The 17,786-nt window shown below is 71.3% G+C and carries 14 protein-coding genes; 9 read left to right on the forward strand and 5 right to left on the reverse strand.

What is annotated here, in order from left to right; translation table 11 throughout:
• Positions 1-249 precede the first annotated feature (249 nt).
• Together lysX and ACFY6U_RS24480 are read left to right on the forward strand one after the other, a co-directional pair.
• Positions 250-3,522: a bifunctional lysylphosphatidylglycerol synthetase/lysine--tRNA ligase LysX gene (gene lysX / locus ACFY6U_RS24475; protein WP_390041416.1), complete on the forward strand. Its 3,273-nt coding sequence runs from the start codon at positions 250-252 to the stop codon at positions 3,520-3,522.
• A gap of 116 nt (positions 3,523-3,638) precedes the next feature.
• Positions 3,639-4,472 (forward strand): polysaccharide deacetylase family protein, encoded by an 834-nt coding sequence (locus ACFY6U_RS24480; RefSeq protein WP_390041418.1) that lies wholly within the window; start codon positions 3,639-3,641, stop codon positions 4,470-4,472.
• 28 nt (positions 4,473-4,500) lie between these two features.
• On the opposite strand, the gene ACFY6U_RS24485 is transcribed toward ACFY6U_RS24480, so the two are convergent.
• Positions 4,501-5,175 (reverse strand): class F sortase, encoded by a 675-nt coding sequence (locus ACFY6U_RS24485; protein ID WP_351501991.1) that lies wholly within the window; start codon positions 5,173-5,175, stop codon positions 4,501-4,503.
• Between the two features lie 335 nt (positions 5,176-5,510).
• On the opposite strand from ACFY6U_RS24485, the gene ACFY6U_RS24490 reads away from it, so the two are divergent.
• Positions 5,511-6,338: a hypothetical protein gene (locus tag ACFY6U_RS24490; protein WP_390041420.1), complete on the forward strand. Its 828-nt coding sequence runs from the start codon at positions 5,511-5,513 to the stop codon at positions 6,336-6,338.
• A 65-nt stretch (positions 6,339-6,403) separates the two neighbouring features.
• On the opposite strand, the gene ACFY6U_RS24495 is transcribed toward ACFY6U_RS24490, so the two are convergent.
• The 3 genes from ACFY6U_RS24495 to ACFY6U_RS24505 all read right to left on the reverse strand — a co-directional run bounded on the left by ACFY6U_RS24495 (position 6,404) and on the right by ACFY6U_RS24505 (position 8,245).
• Positions 6,404-7,129 carry a hypothetical protein gene (locus ACFY6U_RS24495; RefSeq protein ID WP_390041421.1) on the reverse strand — a complete coding sequence of 242 codons (726 nt, stop codon included), beginning with the start codon at positions 7,127-7,129 and terminating at the stop codon, positions 6,404-6,406.
• Positions 7,130-7,320: 191 nt separating this feature from the next.
• Positions 7,321-8,085 (reverse strand): DUF4239 domain-containing protein, encoded by a 765-nt coding sequence (locus ACFY6U_RS24500; protein WP_390041423.1) that lies wholly within the window; start codon positions 8,083-8,085, stop codon positions 7,321-7,323.
• Between the two features lie 31 nt (positions 8,086-8,116).
• Positions 8,117-8,245, reverse strand: coding sequence for a hypothetical protein (locus ACFY6U_RS24505; protein ID WP_351715123.1), 129 nt, complete (start codon positions 8,243-8,245; stop codon positions 8,117-8,119).
• Between the two features lie 733 nt (positions 8,246-8,978).
• Between ACFY6U_RS24505 and ACFY6U_RS24510 the strand changes: the two genes are divergently transcribed.
• The 3 genes from ACFY6U_RS24510 to ACFY6U_RS24520 all read left to right on the forward strand — a co-directional run bounded on the left by ACFY6U_RS24510 (position 8,979) and on the right by ACFY6U_RS24520 (position 13,223).
• The gene (locus ACFY6U_RS24510) at positions 8,979-9,944 is read left to right on the forward strand and encodes an SCO0930 family lipoprotein (RefSeq protein WP_390041425.1); all 966 of its coding nucleotides are present in this window, start codon (positions 8,979-8,981) and stop codon (positions 9,942-9,944) included.
• 325 nt (positions 9,945-10,269) lie between these two features.
• Complete coding sequence (locus ACFY6U_RS24515; RefSeq protein WP_351502003.1) at positions 10,270-11,082, forward strand: SAM-dependent methyltransferase; 813 nt, start codon at positions 10,270-10,272, stop codon at positions 11,080-11,082.
• Positions 11,079-13,223 carry a putative bifunctional diguanylate cyclase/phosphodiesterase gene (locus tag ACFY6U_RS24520; RefSeq protein ID WP_390041427.1) on the forward strand — a complete coding sequence of 715 codons (2,145 nt, stop codon included), beginning with the start codon at positions 11,079-11,081 and terminating at the stop codon, positions 13,221-13,223. Before ACFY6U_RS24515 ends, ACFY6U_RS24520 begins: the two co-directional genes overlap by 4 nt.
• 93 nt (positions 13,224-13,316) lie before the next feature.
• Here the strand turns inward: ACFY6U_RS24520 and ACFY6U_RS24525 are convergent, their stop codons facing one another.
• Positions 13,317-14,201, reverse strand: coding sequence for a LysR family transcriptional regulator (locus ACFY6U_RS24525; RefSeq protein ID WP_390041429.1), 885 nt, complete (start codon positions 14,199-14,201; stop codon positions 13,317-13,319).
• A 119-nt stretch (positions 14,202-14,320) separates the two neighbouring features.
• Here ACFY6U_RS24525 and ACFY6U_RS24530 point away from each other — a divergent pair, with 119 nt between their 5' ends.
• From ACFY6U_RS24530 to ACFY6U_RS24540, 3 genes are read left to right on the forward strand one after another with little or no spacing between them, the layout of a single operon-like run.
• On the forward strand, positions 14,321-14,992 hold the full coding sequence (locus ACFY6U_RS24530; protein ID WP_390041771.1) for a succinate dehydrogenase: 672 nt from the start codon (positions 14,321-14,323) through the stop codon (positions 14,990-14,992).
• Between the two features lie 2 nt (positions 14,993-14,994).
• A complete protein-coding gene (locus ACFY6U_RS24535; RefSeq protein ID WP_390041431.1) occupies positions 14,995-16,944 on the forward strand; it encodes a fumarate reductase/succinate dehydrogenase flavoprotein subunit in 1,950 nt (649 codons plus the stop codon).
• Complete coding sequence (locus ACFY6U_RS24540) at positions 16,941-17,690, forward strand: succinate dehydrogenase/fumarate reductase iron-sulfur subunit (protein ID WP_390041433.1); 750 nt, start codon at positions 16,941-16,943, stop codon at positions 17,688-17,690. The genes ACFY6U_RS24535 and ACFY6U_RS24540 overlap by 4 nt, the downstream gene beginning before the upstream one ends.
• Positions 17,691-17,786 lie beyond the last annotated feature (96 nt).

Raw genomic sequence — 17,786 nt, forward strand, 5'->3', positions numbered from 1 at the left:
GGTCCGGTCAGTGCCCGGGCCTCCCGCCGGGTCCACCGTGTGCCGTACGGGTGCGGGCCGTGGGTGGTTGCTCGCGCAGTTCCTCCCCCGGCCTTCGGCCGGGGGTGCCCCCAGCGCCCCTGACGGGGCGCCGTGCAGCCCCCCCGCTTTTCAGGCTTTTCAGGGGCGCGGGGAACTGCGCGACCAGCCCCCACCGGCCCGCACCCGCTCGACGGGCGGGTCGGGCTGGGCCTTCCTACAGTCGGAGACATGAGTGCCGCCGTGGAGCCCGCCACGGGCAGGGAGCCGGCGGGCCCGATACGCCCGCCCCGTGGCGGGCGGCTGACGTGGGTGCCGGAGGCCTTCGGGACGTTCTTCGGCGCCCTCGCCCTGCTGTGCGCCCTGCTCTCCTTCATCGCCCCGCTGCGCGTGCTGCTCCACCCCGTCGTGCACTTCATCGACGCCGTCGTGGTGCCCGTCAGCCCCAACCTGGCCTACGCGGTCTTCCTGTTCCTGCTCGGCGGCGCCACCGCCGCCCGCAAGAAGGTCGCCTGGTGGCTGGTGGTGATCTACCTCGGCCTGCTGGTGCTGGCCGACGTCCTGACCGTCGCCTTCGGCTTCGGCTGGTACCCGTTCAGCTCACTGGTGGTCTGCGGACTCGCCCTGGCCCTGCTGATCGTGGCCCGCCGGGAGTTCTACGCCGCCTCCCGGAGAGCCGCCGTGCGCCGCGCCCTCGCCGTCCTGCTGATCGGCCTGCTGGTGGCGATCCTGGCCGGCTGGGGCCTGGTCTCGCTCTTCCCCGGCTCGCTCCCGCACGGCCAGCACCTGGCCTGGGCGGCCGACCGGGTCTGCGGCGGACTCGTCTCCGTCCGCACCTACGCCGGCCGGCCGCCCCGCTTCGTCTCCTTCCTCCTCGGCCTCTTCGGCGCCCTGGCCCTGCTCAACGCCGCCGCCGCCCTGTTCCGTTCACAGCGCCTGGAAGCGGCCCTGCACGGCGACGAGGAGGCCCGCATCCGTGCCCTCCTCAGGGCCTACGGCGACCGGGACTCCCTCGGCTACTTCGCCACCCGGCGGGACAAGGCCGTGGTCTTCTCGCCCAGCGGCAAGGCCGCCGTCACCTACCGGGTCGAGGCCGGCGTCTGCCTGGCCAGCGGCGACCCCGTCGGCGACCCGGAGGCCTGGCCGCACGCCATCGCCGCCTGGCTGGACGTGGCGCGCCGGCACGCCTGGGTGCCCGCGGTGATGGGCGCCTCCGAGGACGGCGCCAGGGCCTACGTCCGCGCCGGGCTCGGCGCCCTGCAACTCGGCGACGAGGCGATCCTGCACGTCGCCGACTTCGACCTGGGCGGCCGCGAGATGCGCGTCACCCGGCAGGCCGTCAACCGGGTCCGGCGCACCGGCGCGACCTGCCGCATCCACCGCCACGCCACCCTCACCGAGACGGAGATGGAGGAGGTCGTCGACAAGGCCGACGCCTGGCGCGACACCGAGACCGAGCGGGGCTTCTCCATGGCCCTGGACCGGCTCGGCGACCCCGCCGACGGCGACTGCCTGCTCGTCGAGGCCATCGCAGAGGACGGCCGGCTGCTCGCCCTGCTCTCCTTCGTGCCCTGGGGCGGCGACGGCATCTCCCTCGACCTGATGCGCCGTGACCGCACCGCCCCCAACGGGGTCATGGAGTTCATGGTCGCCGACCTGTGCGAGGCCGCCCCCAAACTGGGCGTCCGCCGCGTCTCGCTGAACTTCGCCGTCTTCCGCTCGGTCTTCGAGGAAGGCGCCCGCATCGGTGCCGGACCCGTGCTGCGGCTGTGGCGCCGGCTGCTGCTCTTCTTCTCCCGCTGGTGGCAGCTGGAGGCGCTGTACCGCTCCAACGCCAAGTACCGCCCCGAGTGGTACCCGCGCTTCCTCTGCTACGGCGAGGCGGGATCCCTCGCCCGGGTCGGCCTCGCCTCCGGAATCGCCGAAGGATTCGTCTCCGTACCGTCCCTGCGCAAACTCTGGGGAAAGGGGCACCCGCAGACCGGACCGCGGCCCGTCGAGGCGCCGCAGTCCGCGCCGGTGCCCGGTGTCGACGGAGGGGACGGAACCGGGCCCGGCGCGCCGGACGCCGGCCTGCCGGACCAGTTCCGGGTCCGGCGCCGCAAGCTGGACCGGTTGCGGGCGGCGGGCGTCGACCCCTACCCGGTGGCCGCCGGCGCACCGCCCCGCGCCCTCGCCGGGGTGCGCGAGGGGGAGACGGTCACCGTCGCCGGGCGGATCATGCTGGTCCGCGACTTCGGCGGCATCGTCTTCGTGACGCTGCGCGACTGGTCAGGCGACCGCCAACTCGCCCTGACCCGCGACGGGTCCGGACCCGCGCTCGACCGGTTCACCGACGACACCGACATCGGCGACCAGATCACCGTCACCGGCCGCATGGGCGTCAGCGACCAGGGCGAACCGACCCTCTTCGTCACCGACTGGCAGCTCACCGCCAAGTGCCTGCGCCCGCTGCCCGACAAACACCGCGGGCTCGCCGACCCCGAGGCCAGGGTCCGCCGCCGCTACCTCGACCTCGCCACCAGCCCCGCCGCCCGCGCCGTGCTGCGCACCCGCTCCACCGTCGTACAGGCGCTGCGCCAGGGGCTCTTGGACCGGGGCTACCTGGAGGTCGAGACCCCGATGCTCCAGCAGATCCACGGCGGCGCCAACGCCCGCCCCTTCACCACCCACATCAACGCCTACGACCTCGACCTCCACCTGCGCATCGCCCCCGAGCTCTACCTCAAACGGCTCTGCGTCGGCGGCCTGGAGAAAGTCTTCGAACTCGGCCGGACCTTCCGCAACGAGGGCGTCTCCCACAAGCACAACCCCGAGTTCACGATGCTGGAGGCCTACCAGGCGTACGCCGACTACGAAGTGATGCTCGACCTCACCCGCGCACTGGTCCAGGGCGCCGCGACCGCCGCCTTCGGCTCGCCGGTGGCCCGCAGGGACGGACGGGAGTACGACATCTCGGGCACCTGGCCGGTCAGGACCGTGTACGGGGCGATCTCCGAGGTGCTGGGCGAGGAGATCGGCCCCGGCACCGAGCTGCTGCGGCTGCACCGCCACTGCGACCGGACCGGGGTGCCGTACACCGCCGACGACGGGCCCGGCGACGTGGTCCTCGAGATGTACGAACGCCTGGTGGAGGAACGCACCAGGCTGCCCACCTTCTACAAGGACTTCCCCACCGACGTCTCCCCGCTCACCCGGCAGCACCGCACCGACCCCCGGCTCGCCGAGCGCTGGGACCTGGTCGCCTTCGGCACCGAACTCGGCACCGCCTACTCCGAACTGACCGACCCCCTCGAACAGCGCCGCCGGCTCACCGCCCAGTCGCTGCTCGCCGCCGGCGGCGACCCCGAGGCGATGGAACTCGACGAGGACTTCCTCGACGCCCTCGAATACGCGATGCCGCCCACCGGCGGGCTCGGCATCGGCGTCGACCGGCTGGTCATGTTCCTCACCGGCCTGACCATCCGCGAGACGCTCCCCTTCCCCCTCGTCCGCCGCCGCTGATGTTTTTTGGCCTTTTCTTACCGAAACCTTTTGTTGCTGGTCCGTGCGGGTGCTTTCCCACCGCCGCACCGGTGTTGATGTGCTGCGCCGGAGTCCTGCCGGGCGACTCATGAGTCATGCAGAAGGATCAGTTGTTCACCCGTCGCCGGCTGCTGCTCGCCGGCGGCGCCGCACTGGGAGCCGCGGGAACCGCGGGCATCGTGCTGGCGGGCAGCGCCGAGGACACGGCCGGCGGGGCCTTCCCGGCTGCGGGACCGCAGGCCCGCCCGGCGCTCAAGTCCTCCGCCTTCCGGCTCCAGCCGCTCACCGGGTACGGCCCGCCGTCCACCGCGCCGCGCAAGCTCAAGGTCCGCAAGGAACCCATCACGGAGATCTCCCGAAGCGGCAGACGCATGATGCTCACCTTCGACGACGGCCCCAACCCGAACTACACCCCGCACATCCTGGACACCCTCGCCAAGTACGACGTGCGGGCGATGTTCTTCCTGTGCGGGGAGTGCATCGTCGTGAACCGGGAGCTGGTCGCGCGGATGGCCGAGGCGGGCCACGTCGTGGGCAACCACACCTGGACGCATCCGCTGCTGACCACCCTGAACCGCCGCGAGATCCGCGACGAGATGACGAGCACCAGCGACGCCGTCGAGGACACCTACGGCGAACGCCCGCAGTGGTTCCGCGCCCCCTACGGCGCCTGGAACCGTGCGGCCTTCCAACTCGGCGCCGAGATGGGCATGGAGCCGATGGCCTGGACCGTCGACAGCACCGACTGGACCGAACCGGGCACCCGCACCATCGTCGACACGATCGAGAACGGCGCCGCCCCCGGTGTCGTGGTCCTCTCCCACGACGCCGGGGGCGACCGCTCCCAGAGTGTCAAGGCCCTGCGCGAGTACCTGCCCTATCTGCTGGACAACGGCTACCGCCTGACCGTGCCGCGCCGCCGGACCTGAACGGGCCCGCGCCCGCCCGGTGGTGGCCTCAGCGGGCCTCGACCAGGCGGGCGAAGACCACCACGTTCCCGTCGTAGCCGTTCTGCTTCGAGAAACCGCCGCCGCAGGTGATGACCCGCAACTCCGGTGTGCCCTTGGAACCGTAGACCCGGTCGCCCGGGAAGCCGGCCTTCGCGAAGACCTCGATTCCGTAGATCTCGAACACCGCCGTCCGGCCGTCCTGCCGGTCGACCTCGATCCGGTTGCCCTTCTTCAGGGAACCGAGCCCGTAGAAGACCGCCGGGCCCTTCGTGTTGTCGACATGGCCCACGACGACGGACGTGCCCTTCTCCCCGGGCGAGACACCCCCGGTGAACCATCCGGCCAGATTCGGGTCGTCCGGCGGCGGCGCCGCGATCCAGCCGTCCGTGTCCAGACCCACCGGCATCACCGGAGCGTCGACCCGGATCGCCGGGATCCTGATCCGGTCCGCCGCGGCGAACGGCAGCGCGGCGGGCGCCGTGGCGAAGGTCCCCGGAACCGTGGTACGGCTGTCGGGGGCGGCGGCCGAGGCCGGCTGCGGAGGACCGACGTCGAACTCTCCCGAACCGTTCCGAATGAGTGCCAGACCGGTCAGCAGAACGAGCGCTATCACGCCCCAGGGGGCACGCTTCCTCCGCCGCTCCTCCTCTTCGGCCACCTCGGAAAGTTCGGACGCAGACATTCGCCATCCCCTCTCGACGCGGCCGCCCTCGGGTCCCTATCGCGCATGGGAAAAAGCTAAGTCCCCCGCGCGCGTGCGGCGACGGGGCGACGGGCGAACGGGTGGCCCGCGCGTATTCCGGTGCGCCATCCGAGTTGCCGTTCTCAGGTTTTTTCTGACGGTCCGTGACCTGCGGCAATATCCGATTGTGCGCTTTTCGTTCGGCGTGTCCCCTCACCAGGACGGACCATTCTCGAAATGCGGGCGTGTTCTGGGCATCTGAGGGTCTATTCGGGAGGTGCTTTCTCGCCGATCCACCGGGGACCGTTCCCGGGGCGCCTTCCGCGGAGGAAGAGATGCGAAACTCACGTGCGCTGGCGGCCGCGTGCACAGTGGTCGCCGTTCTCGGCGCCGCCGCCCCCATGGCCGTCGCCGACGACCTGGGCAACCCCGGCGGCCCGCCCAACACCCAGGCCCCGGTCGTCGGTGGAACGGGCGTAGCCCCCGGGACCGGGGTCGGCGGGGTGGGCGTCGCCCCCGGGGCCGGTGTCGGCGGTGTCGGTATCGGCGGTGTCGGTGGTGTCGGTGGTGTCGGAGTGGTCCCCGGGGTCGCGGTCCCCGGCGTCGTGGTCCCCGGATACGGGGTGGGCGGGTTCGGCGACGGGCGTTTCAACAACAACCGCGGACGGGGCAGGGACGAGTTCGGCGGCCGGGGTGGCGACGGGCGCTTCGACAACTTCGGCGGCCGGGGTGACGAGGGGCGCTTCGACAACTTCGGCGGCCGGGGTGACGACGGGCGTGACATCGACGTCCAGCCCCGGTCGATCGCCACCGGCCAGCGGATCACCGTCACCGTCAACAACTGCCGCAGCGGCGTCATGACCTCCCGCGCCTTTCGTACGACATCGCTGTTCCCGTTCGGCGGCGACATGGCCCGCGGTGTCGCCACCATCGACCGGAACGCCAGCCCCGGCCCGTACGACCTGACCGTGCGTTGCGACGGGCGCACCCTGCTCCGGCGGGACGCGTTCTTCGTGCTCGGCGGGGTGCACGGCGGGTTCGGCGGCAGCGTCTCCAGCGGGGCCACCCCGGCGGACATGGCGATCGGCGGCGGCCTGGTGGGCGCGGCCGTGCTCGCCGGCTGCGGATTCTGGCTGCGCCGCCGGAGCGAGAAGCGGCTCTGATCCGGCGGGCCTGTGTCCCGGTCCCGCGGCGGACCGGGGCACCGGGCCGCCCGGCCGCACGGTGTTCAGGCGCCGTCCTCGTCGGCGTGCCTGCGAGAGCGCCGGTACGCCGAACCGACCGACCCCACGACGAGCGCGGCGCCGAGGCCGATCTCCTCGAGGTCGAACCCGTCGATGCTGCCGCCCTCACCGGCCTGCACACCCCGCCCGGGCGGCAGGGGCTGCGGGTTGAGCGCCTGGCGGCTGTCCGAACCACCACTGTCCGTGCCGCCGGCGGCAGCACTGTCGGCGCGACTGTCCGTGCTGCTGCTGTTGTTGCTGTTGCCGTTGTTGTTGCCGCTGCTGTCGCTCTCGCCGCGCGCGTCGGTGCGCCCGTCGCCGGCACTGGTCCCGTCCGGGTGCCCGTCACCGTGTCCGGCCGACGTGCTGCTCGCGATGGCCAACTCCGTCGAGGCGCTCGTGCCGTCGCAGACGATCGTCACCCGGTAGGACGCCTGCGACTGCGCGGTCCGGTCGACCGTGGCCGTCACCGAGTCCCGTTCCGACGGGATGCGGACCGTGTCGAAGAGACCCGAGGTGACCGTCGCGGCGCCCCGGCAGCCGCTGCCGCGGTCCAGGTGCAGACTGACCCGGCCGCCCGCCGCGACGGTGGTGGGCGTGACCCGGAAGCCGAAGGACTGGCGACCGTCCCGGCCCCCGCCGCCGGTGTCGCTCGCGAGGATGACCGGAGCGCAGAGGGTGAGGGCGCCGAGGCCCAGCAGTGCGGCCGAAGCAACGCGTATCGCGCGCATGGTGGTTCCTCCGGTCCCCGAGGAGCGGCATGCGGACCTGTTCCGCCGGTGCCGGGAATGCACCTCGATGATCGGAACGCTAGAAACCTCCGCACATGCGCGCGAACGCTGTAGGGCGAACGGGGGAGAGAACGGGGCCGTCCGGGGGACGCCGGCGGCGTGGCACGGTGCGGTGTCCCCCGGGGCGTCACCTAACCCCTGATGTGCGGGAAGAGGTTCAGGAACGGCTGTGCCGTCGCCGTGATGCCCCGGCTGTACGGTTCGTCGAAGTCCCAGATCAGGAACAGCATGAAGGTGATGGTCGCGGAGAACAGGCCGGCGAGGATCAGCTCGCGCCGGGTGCGCCTGATCTGCAGTGCGAAGACCATTCCGATGGTGATCGCGGCTCCGGTCAGCAGCCCGATCCACACCACGTTCGGCATGGTCGCCCCGGTCGAGTCGGCCCGGGCGCTGCGCGCCTGGTCGAGGGCGGCCACCTGGTCCACCAGCGGCTGGTAGGCCTGCGCCTGGAAGTCGGTCTTCGGCTCGTAGTCGGTGACGTCCTGACGGATCTGCGCGAGCAGCTCGGCGCCGTGCTGGGAGAGCCGGCCGTGGGCGGCCATCTCCTTCCACTCCTTGTCGACGACCTGGGCGACGTAGGCGTCGACGTCCGCCCGGATCCGGTCACGCGTCTCGGGCGGATACACCCGCACCCGTTCGTAGATCTCGTGCAGCGTCTGGGCCTCCGCCTGCACATGGTCCTGGGCGGCGCTGCGGGCCTCCCACACCCCGGCCACCGCCAGACCGAGGACGATGGCGTAGATGACGCCGATCCACATGGTCATGTACTCGATGACGTCCGGCGTCTCGGAGGGATCCTCGTCCTCCGCCGCCCTCTTGTCGCGGAGGAGGGTGATGACGACGACCACGGCGACGGCCGCGAGCATCGCGAGGACGAGAACAAGCCAATCCGGCAACGGAAGCCTCCAGGAATCAGTGGGCCGGCCGTCAGCGCGCGCGGAACGCGGCGACGGCGATGATCGCGGGTACGGCGATGAGCAGGACGTAGGTGACCGGGGAGGTGCGGTTCGGGGCCGTCGCACCGGTCGACTGGACGTGGTACGGCGGGTAGGTCACCGGGGTCGGCGAGGGCCGCGGGGTGGGCTTCGGCGACGGAGTGGGGGTCGGCGTCGGCTTCGGCCCGGGCCGCGGTGCCGGTGGCGGGGTGGGGGTGGGCTTCGGGGCCGGCGCCCGCCGGGGTGGTGGCGGTGGCGCCGGGCGCGGTGCCGGCGGGGTGGTGCGCGGCGGCTTCGGCGTCGGCGTGGGTTTCGGTGGGGGCTTCGGGGGCGGGGTGGGGGTCGGCGTGGGCGTCGGGGACGGCGTGGGGCAGGGCGGCGGGGTGGGCGCCGGACACGGCGGGGGACTGGGCCAGGAGTCCCCGGCGACGGCCACCGCGTGGATGCCGTCGGGGCCCGTCGAGGCGGAGGCGCAGGCGTCGGCCGACGCCGTGCCGACCGGGCAGCCCGCCAGGGCCCACGTCAGCGTCAGCAGGGCCAACACCCTTGGGACGGGCGCGAGTCTGGTCGCTTCGGGTGCATGCACGACGGAGATCATGAGGCGTCGGGCGCCGTCGCACGCCGGAGTACCGGATGATTGGCCCGAACGGGGTACATGTGACGTAAACCGGTTTGAATCACATCGCACCGCGAATGGCTCGAAGCGTACGCCTGTGCGGGACGCGGTCCGCGGCCACGGTGTCCCGAAAGAAATTTGTGCGCCCGTTGAACACTTCGGCCCCCGGCATCCGTACCTGGTGTCGTGCGGCGGCGCAGAGGCGCTGCAATAACCAGGCGATTATGGGGAGTTGACGATGAAGACCTCGTGGAGGAGCGCCTCGATGGTGGCCACGGCCGCGGGGGTGATGGTGTTCGCGACGGCGTGCGGTCAGAGCAACCCGACCACTCCGTCCTCGGCGGCCCAGAACGTCGGCGCCACGGCGCCGGCCGGCATCGGCAGCATCACCAACCCCTCCGCCTCCACCGGTGCGGGCAACGGCTACGGTGCCGACGGCAGCCAGGCCTCCGGCTCCCCGGCCGCGGTCGCCCCCGCCGGCAAGCTGGCCGTCGCCACCAACCCCGACCTGGGCAAGGTGCTGACCGACGGCAGCGGCCTCACCCTCTACCGTTTCGACGCGGACACCGCCAATCCCCCCAAGTCGAACTGTGACGGCGACTGCGCCACCACCTGGCCGCCGGTGCCCGCCGACGACGCCTCGGCCGGTGAGGGCATCGACAAGTCGCTGCTCGGCGAGGTCACCCGCTCCGACGGCACCAAGCAGCTGACCGTCGCCGGCTGGCCGATGTACCGCTACGCCAAGGACGTCAACGCCGGTGACGTCAACGGCCAGGGCGTGGGCGGCAAGTGGTTCGCCACCGCCCCCGACGGCAAGAAGGCCACGCTGGCCGCCCTGCCCGGTCTGTCGGTCCGCAAGGACGCCAAGCTCGGCGACATCGTCGTCGACAAGAACGGCATGACCGTCTACCGCTTCATCAAGGACAAGGCATGGCCCAAGGTCGTTTCGAACTGCACGGGCGACTGCCTGACCAAGTGGCCGGCCGTGGCCGAGGTCTCCTCGGACGACACCAAGGGCATCGTGAAGAAGGGCCTGATGGGCTTCACCCGGCCCGACAACGGCCAGAAGCAGCAGACGGTCAACTGCTGGCCCATCTACACCTTCTCCGGTGACACGAAGGCAGGGGACACCAACGGCCAGGGCGTCGGCGGCACTTGGTACGCCGTCTCGCCCGAAGGAAAGCTGGTCGGCGCGCCGAGCTAGCGAGAGTCCCGGACGACGACACACAACGGCGCACGACCGCCCGCCCCCTCCACACCGCACGGAGGGGGCGGGCTTCTTGGCGTCCAGAGGTGAAGCGCTCCCGAAGGGGCGCGGGGCTGTATCGATGTGCGGCTCCGCCGCGTGGGCGCGAGCAACCACGAATCACCCGCACCCGACGAACAAACCGAACGCGCCCCAAATCGAACACCGAATTCCCAGGTGGTGACCGGGAACGGATGGTCAATTTCCGTTTCGGCTACCCCTGTTCGCAGGCGATCAGTAGCCTCAGCTCGAACACCGGATCGTCTCAGTCTTGGAGAGACACATGGAGCGTCCCGCCTGGGCCCCACGGAGCATCGACATCTCGGTGCCGAGCGTTTCGCGTATCTACGACTACTACCTGGGCGGTTCGCACAATTTCGAGGTCGACCGGGAAGCGGCCCGCAAGGCGATGACCCACCTGCCCGGCCTGCCGAAGATCATGCAGGCCAACCGCGCCTTCATGCGCCGCGCCGTCCGCCACGCCGTGGCCACCGGCATCGACCAGTTCCTGGACATCGGTTCCGGCATCCCCACCTTCGGCAACGTCCACGAGGTCGCGCAGGCGGCGCACCCCGGCGCCCGCGTGGTGTACGTCGACCACGACCCGGTGGCCGTGGCGCACAGCAACGCCGTGCTGGCGGGCAACGAGGACGCGGACGTGGTCGCCGCCGACCTCCGCAAGCCCCAGGAGATCCTGTCCAGCCCTCAGGTGGAGCACCTGATCGACCTGAATCGGCCAGTGGCGCTGCTTCTCGTTGCCATACTGCACTTCGTGGAAGACGCGGACGACCCGTACGGGGCAGTGGCACAGCTGCGCGACGCACTCGCGCCCGGCAGCCTGCTTGTTCTCACGCATGCCTCGTACGAGGGAATCCCGTTGCCGGCCGAGCGGGCCGAGGGCGCGGTGGACGTATACAAGGACATTCGCAACCCGCTGATCATGCGCTCGCGCGACGAGATCGCGCGGTTCTTCGAGGGGTACGACATGGTGGAACCCGGACTGGTGCCGATGCCGCGCTGGCGGCCGGAGTCGGCGCCGGAGGACGAGGATCCGTATGCCTTCTCCGGATTCGCCGGCGTGGGGATCGCGGCGTGACCGCGGAGCCGGGCGGCCCGGAGGACAGACTGCGCAGGTTCGCGACGATCTGGAGCCGGGCGGTGTTCCCGGTCACCTCGACGTCCCTGACCCGCCGGGAGTTCGAGGAGCTGCTCCTGCCGCTGGCCCGCCGCCTGAGCGAGATCCTGCTGGCGCACGGCTTCGACACCGACGAGGCCCGGCAGGTGGGCGCCGCGCTGATCGACGCGCACTGCACCGACCCCGAGGCGCTGACCCGCTCCCTCGACTGCGTCGACGCGTACCTGGTCCTGTACTGCGGCGAGGACGGCCCCCAGGACGAGCTGCGGATGCGGTCCTCGCGGATCCAGCACGCGATGGCCGCCGGGTTCGCCCAGGCGCTGCGTGAGCGCACGCTGGCCGAGCAGGAGGCCATCGCCCAGGCCGCGTTGCGCGCGCAGGGCGTGGTCGCGCAGGCGCTGCACGCCAGCGAGGCCCGCTTCCGCGCCGTCTTCGAGGGCGCGGCGATAGGAATCGGCATCGCCGACCTCGAAGGCAACGTCCTCCAGGTGAACGGCGCGCTGCTGCGCATGTTCGGCGGCTCCGAACAGACCCTGCGCGGCCGCAGGGTCGTGGAGTGGGCGCATCCCGAGGACGCGCCGCAGACCTGGCGCCTCTACGAGGAGCTGGTGCGCGGCGAACGCGAGCACTACCACGTCGAAAAGGCGTTCAACCGCTCCGACGGAACGGTCCTGTGGACCAACCTGACCGTCTCCCTGCTCCGGGACGCGGACGGCGAGCCGCAGTACCAGCTGGCCCTCATGGAGGACACCACCGAGCGCCGCCTGCTCAACCTCCGGCTGCGCTACGAGGCCACCCACGACGCGCTCACCGGCCTGCCCAACCGCACGCTGTTCTTCGAGCGCCTGGAGAAGGCCCTGGCGGCCGGCGAGGGCCAGCGCTTCGGCCTGTGCTACCTCGACCTGGACGGCTTCAAGACCATCAACGACAGCCTCGGCCACTCGGCCGGCGACCGGCTGCTCGTGGAGGTCGCCGACCGGCTGCAGTCCTGCGCGACGGCGCCCGGCGAGATGGTCGCCCGGCTCGGCGGCGACGAGTTCGTGGCCCTGACCACCGGGCCGGCCACCCAGCGCGAGGTCGACGACCTGGCCGACCGCATCATGAACGCCCTGGTCACCCCGATCAGCATCGACGGCCGTGAACTCATGGTCCGCGGCTCCATCGGCATCGTGGAGGGTCCGGCCGGCGAGCGCACCCCGGCCGAGGTGCTGCGCAGCGCCGACATCACGATGTACCGGGCCAAGTCGGCGGGCGGCAACCGCTTCGAACTGGCCGACCCGGAGGCGGACGCCCGCGCGATCACCCGGCACGGCCTGACCACGGCGCTGCCGGCCGCCCTGGACCGGGGCGAGTTCTTCATCGAGTACCAGCCGCTGGTCCACCTCGGCGACGGCAGTGTCCGCGGCGCCGAGGCCCTGGTCCGCTGGCTGCATCCGCAGCACGGGGTCCTCGGCCCCGACCGGTTCATCCCGCTCGCCGAACACACGGGGCTCATCGTCCCGTTGGGCCGCTGGGTCCTGGAGGAGTCGATCCGCCAGGCCCGCGAGTGGCGAGAACGCTACGGCGAGCACGACAGCGCCGGTCCGCTGCGGATCAACGTCAACCTGTCCCCGTGCCAGCTCTCCCACCCGGGCCTGGTCCAGGACACGGTGGACATCCTGGAGCGGACCGGGGTGGCCCCGGACGCCCTCTGCCTGGAGGTCACCGAGTCCGCGCTCATCGGCGCCGACGACGACCTCCTCAAACCCCTGCGGCGCCTCGCCGAGATGGGCGTGGACATCGCCCTGGACGACTTCGGCACCGGCTACTCGAACCTCGCGAACCTGCGCCGCCTGCCCGTGAGCATCCTCAAGCTGGACCGCTCCTTCACCCAGAGCATGCAGCAGTTCCCGGCGGACCCGGTCGACCTCAAGATCGTGGAGGGCATCGTCACCCTCGCCCACAGCCTGGACCTGGCGGTCACGGTGGAGGGCGTGGAGACCGGCGCCCAGGCCGAACAACTCCGCATACTCGGCTGCGACACCGCCCAGGGCTGGTACTACGCCCGCCCGGGCCCACCGGAGCGCCTGCACGACCTGGCCCTGGTAGACGCCACAGGTTGAGCGCCCCAAAGGGGCGCGGGGAACTGCGCGACCATCCACGCACGACCCTGCGCCCCCACCGGTGATCAACCAGAACGGCGCCGACGGGCACTCTCACCGCTCCAACAGCATCCTCTGGAGCTCCCGAGCGGCCCGAGGCGGCGCCACGTCACTCCGGTGCGCCAACGCAATGGTCCGGTGCAGACCCGGCCGAGCCAACGGAGTGACCCGAAGCCCGCGCCCCGACCGGGCGGCGACCATCCGGGGCACCACGGCCACCCCCAGCCCCGCCCGCACAAACCCCAGCACCGCGTCCATCTCACCCCCCTCGACGGCGAACCCCGGCTCGAACCCTGCGGAGCGGCACGCCGCGACGGTCAGCTCCCGCAGGTCGTACCCGTGCCGGAACATCACCAGCCGCTCCCCCTCCAGGTCGGAGATCCTCACCCCACCGCGCCCCCGCCCGGGCGCCGTCGCCTCGGGCGAGGACACCACCACCAGGTCCTCCCGCAGCAGCTCCACGGTCGTCAGCGCGGGCGACGCCGGCGGCAGCGGCAGCACGATGAGCGCCAGGTCCAGCGCCCCGCGCGCCAGCTCCCGTACCAGGTCGTGGGACCCGCTCTCCTCGATCAGCAGCTGGATCCCCGGATACCGGTCGTGGAACGCCCGCAGCACGTCCGGCAGCAACCCGGTGCACAGACTCGGCGTCGCCCCCAGCCGCACCCGCCCGCTCCGCAGCTGCACCAGCTCCTGCACCTCGTGCCGGGCGGTGTCCGCGTCCGCGAGGATCCGCCGGGCCAGCGGCAGCAGCGCCTCGCCGGCGTCAGTCAGCGTGATGTTCCCGCGCGCCCGCAGGAACAGATCCGCCCCGAGCTCCCGCTCCAGCGCCTTGATCTGCTGGGACAGCGACGGCTGGGCGACATGGACCAGCTCGGCGGCCCGGGTGAAGTGCCGGGTCTCGGCCACGGCGACGAAGTACTGAAGCTGCTGGAACTGCATGGTGACACGATAGCTTCCAGCTATGGAATCCAGCCGTGCCATGTCTTGGACCGATCGGGTCATCCGGCCTTAGCGTCGTCCCCATGGCTCTGGCAACGCGGACGGACCGACGGCCGTCCATGGCGCGCACGATGTGGGACAGCTCCGTCGGCAAGAAGACGGTGATGGCCGTGAGCGGCCTGATCATGCTGCTCTACCTGGTCGTCCACATGATCGGGAACCTGAAGATCTACTTCGGGGCGGGCGAGTTCAACCACTACGCCCACTGGCTGCGCACCATCGGCGAACCGTTCATGCACTACGAGTGGACGCTCTGGCTCATCAGGATCGTCCTGGTCGTCGCCGTGGTCGCCCACGCCACCTCCGCCTACCAGCTCAGCCGCCGCGACATCAAGGCCCGCCCCACCAAGTACGTGCACGGCAGGCCCCGGGCCAGCTACGCCACCCGCACGATGCGCTGGGGCGGGATCATCCTCGGCCTGTTCATCGTCTGGCACATCCTCGACCTGACCACCGGCACCGTGCACTCCGGCGGCTTCCAGGAGGGCCATCCGTACCAGAACGTCGTGGACACCTTCTCCACCTGGTACGGCGACGTCATCTACATCGTCGCGATGCTCGCGCTCGGCCTGCACGTGCGGCACGGCTTCTGGAGCGCCGCCCAGACCCTCGGCGCCGGCAGCCGCACCCGCGACCGCGCCCTCAAGGCCACGGCCAACGTCCTCGCGCTGCTGCTCACGGCCGGTTTCATCGCCGTACCCGTGGGTGTCATGACCGGAGTGGTGAGCTGAACATGACCGAATACGTGAACTACACGACCGGTGAAGCGGTCGCCGACGGCAAGGCCCCCGCCGGCCCGGTCGCCGAACGCTGGGACAGGCGCCGTTTCGAGGCCAAGCTGGTCAACCCCGCCAACCGGCGCAAGCACACGGTGATCGTCGTCGGCACCGGCCTGGCCGGCGGATCCGCCGGCGCCACCCTCGCCGAACAGGGCTACCACGTCGTCCAGTTCTGCTACCAGGACTCGCCGCGCCGCGCCCACTCCATCGCCGCGCAGGGCGGTATCAACGCGGCGAAGAACTACCGCAACGACGGCGACTCCGTCCACCGGCTGTTCTACGACACCGTCAAGGGCGGCGACTTCCGGGCCCGCGAGTCCAACGTCCACCGCCTGGCACAGATCTCCGTCGAGATCATCGACCAGTGCGTGGCGCAGGGCGTGCCGTTCGCGCGTGAGTACGGCGGCCTGCTCGACACCCGGTCCTTCGGCGGCGTCCAGGTGTCCCGCACCTTCTACGCCCGCGGCCAGACGGGCCAGCAGCTGCTGCTCGGCGCCTACCAGGCGCTCAGCAGGCAGATCGCCGCCGGGAACGTGGAGATGCACCCGCGCACCGAGATGCTCGACGTGATCGTCGTCGACGGCCGGGCGCGCGGGATCGTGGCCCGGGACCTGATCACCGGCAGGATCGACACGTACTTCGCGGACGCCGTCGTCCTCGCCAGCGGCGGCTACGGCAACGTCTTCTACCTGTCGACGAACGCCATGAACTCCAACGCCACCGCGATCTGGCGGGCGCACCGGCGCGGCGCCTACTTCGCCAACCCCTGTTTCACGCAGATCCACCCCACCTGCATCCCGCGCACCGGCGACCACCAGTCCAAGCTGACCCTGATGAGCGAGTCGCTGCGCAACGACGGCCGGATCTGGGTGCCCAAGGCCAAGGGCGACACCCGGCCCGCGAACCGGATCCCCGAGGACGAGCGCGACTACTACCTGGAGCGCATCTACCCGTCCTTCGGCAACCTGGTCCCGCGCGACATCGCCTCCCGTGCCGCGAAGAACGTCTGCGACGAGGGCCGGGGCGTCGGCCCGGGCGGGCAGGGTGTCTATCTGGACTTCGCCGACGCGATCAGGCGGATGGGGCGGAAGGCCGTCGAGGCGAAGTACGGCAACCTCTTCGACATGTACCAGCGGATCACGGACGAGGACCCGTACGAGGTGCCGATGCGGATCTACCCCGCCGTGCACTACACGATGGGCGGCCTGTGGGTCGACTACGACCTCCAGACCACCGTCCCCGGCCTGTTCGCGGTCGGCGAGGCCAACTTCTCCGACCACGGCGCCAACCGGCTCGGCGCGAGTGCGCTGATGCAGGGCCTGGCCGACGGCTACTTCGTCCTCCCGGCCACCATCAACGACTACCTCGCCCGCAACCCCCACCAGGAGGCGGTGACGGCCCAGCACCCCGTCGTCCAGGAGGTGCTGGCCGAGACCGAGGACCGGCTGAACCTGCTGCTGTCGGTCGACGGCGACCGTACGCCGGACTCCTTCCACCGCGAACTCGGCGAACTCATGTGGGAGTTCTGCGGCATGGCCCGCACGGACGCCGGTCTGCGCAAGGCACTCGAACGGATCCCGCAGATCCGGGAGGAGTTCTGGCGGCGGATCAAGGTGCCGGGGACCGGCGAGGAGTTCAACCAGTCCCTGGAGAAGGCCAACCGCATCGTCGACTACCTGGAACTCGCCGAGCTGATGTGCCTCGACGCGCTGCACCGCGCCGAGTCCTGCGGCGGCCACTTCCGGGAGGAGTCCCAGACGCCCGACGGCGAGGCCGCCCGCAAGGACGACGAGTTCGCGTACGCGGCCGCCTGGGAGTTCACCGGCACCGGGGACGCCCCGGTCCTGCACAAGGAAGACCTGGTCTTCGAGTACGTCCACCCCACCCAGCGGAGCTACGCATGAAGCTCACCCTGCGCGTCTGGCGGCAGAAGAACGCCGACGCCGACGGCGCGATGTCCACGTACGAGGTGGACGGCATCTCCTCCGACATGTCCTTCCTGGAGATGCTCGACACCCTCAACGAGGAACTCATCCTGCGCGGCGAGGACCCGGTCGCCTTCGACCACGACTGCCGCGAGGGCATCTGCGGCGCGTGCTCCCTGGTGATCAACGGGGACGCGCACGGACCGGAGCGCACCACCACCTGCCAGCTGCACATGCGGTCCTTCAAGGACGGCGACACGATCGACATCGAGCCGTGGCGGGCCTCCGCGTTCCCGGTGATCAAGGACCTGGTGGTGGACCGGTCGGCGTTCGACCGGATCATCCAGGCCGGCGGGTACATCACCGCGCCGACCGGGGCCGCGCCGGAGGCCCACGCGACGGCGGTGCCGAAGGCCGACGCCGACTTCGCGTTCGAGCACGCGGAGTGCATCGGGTGCGGGGCGTGTGTCGCGGCCTGCCCGAACGGGGCGGCGATGCTGTTCACGTCCGCCAAGGTGAATCACCTGAACGTGCTGCCGCAGGGGGCGCCCGAGCGGGAGACGCGGGTGCTGGACATGGTGGGGCAGATGGATGCGGAGGGGTTCGGGGGGTGCACGTTGACGGGCGAGTGCGCGACGGCCTGTCCGAAGGGGATTCCGCTGGTGTCCATCACGAGCATGAACAAGGAGTGGCTGCGGGCTGCCCGCAAGGCCGGGAAGCGGTAGCGCCGTTGCGGGGTGCGGCGCCGTGGGGGCTGGTCGCGCCCACGCGGCGGCAGTCGCATAGCACATGCAGCCCCGCGCCCCTGACGGGGCGCTGGT

It is taken from the genome of Streptomyces sp. NPDC013157, assembly GCF_042899865.1.
Taxonomy (GTDB): Bacteria; Actinomycetota; Actinomycetes; order Streptomycetales; family Streptomycetaceae; genus Streptomyces.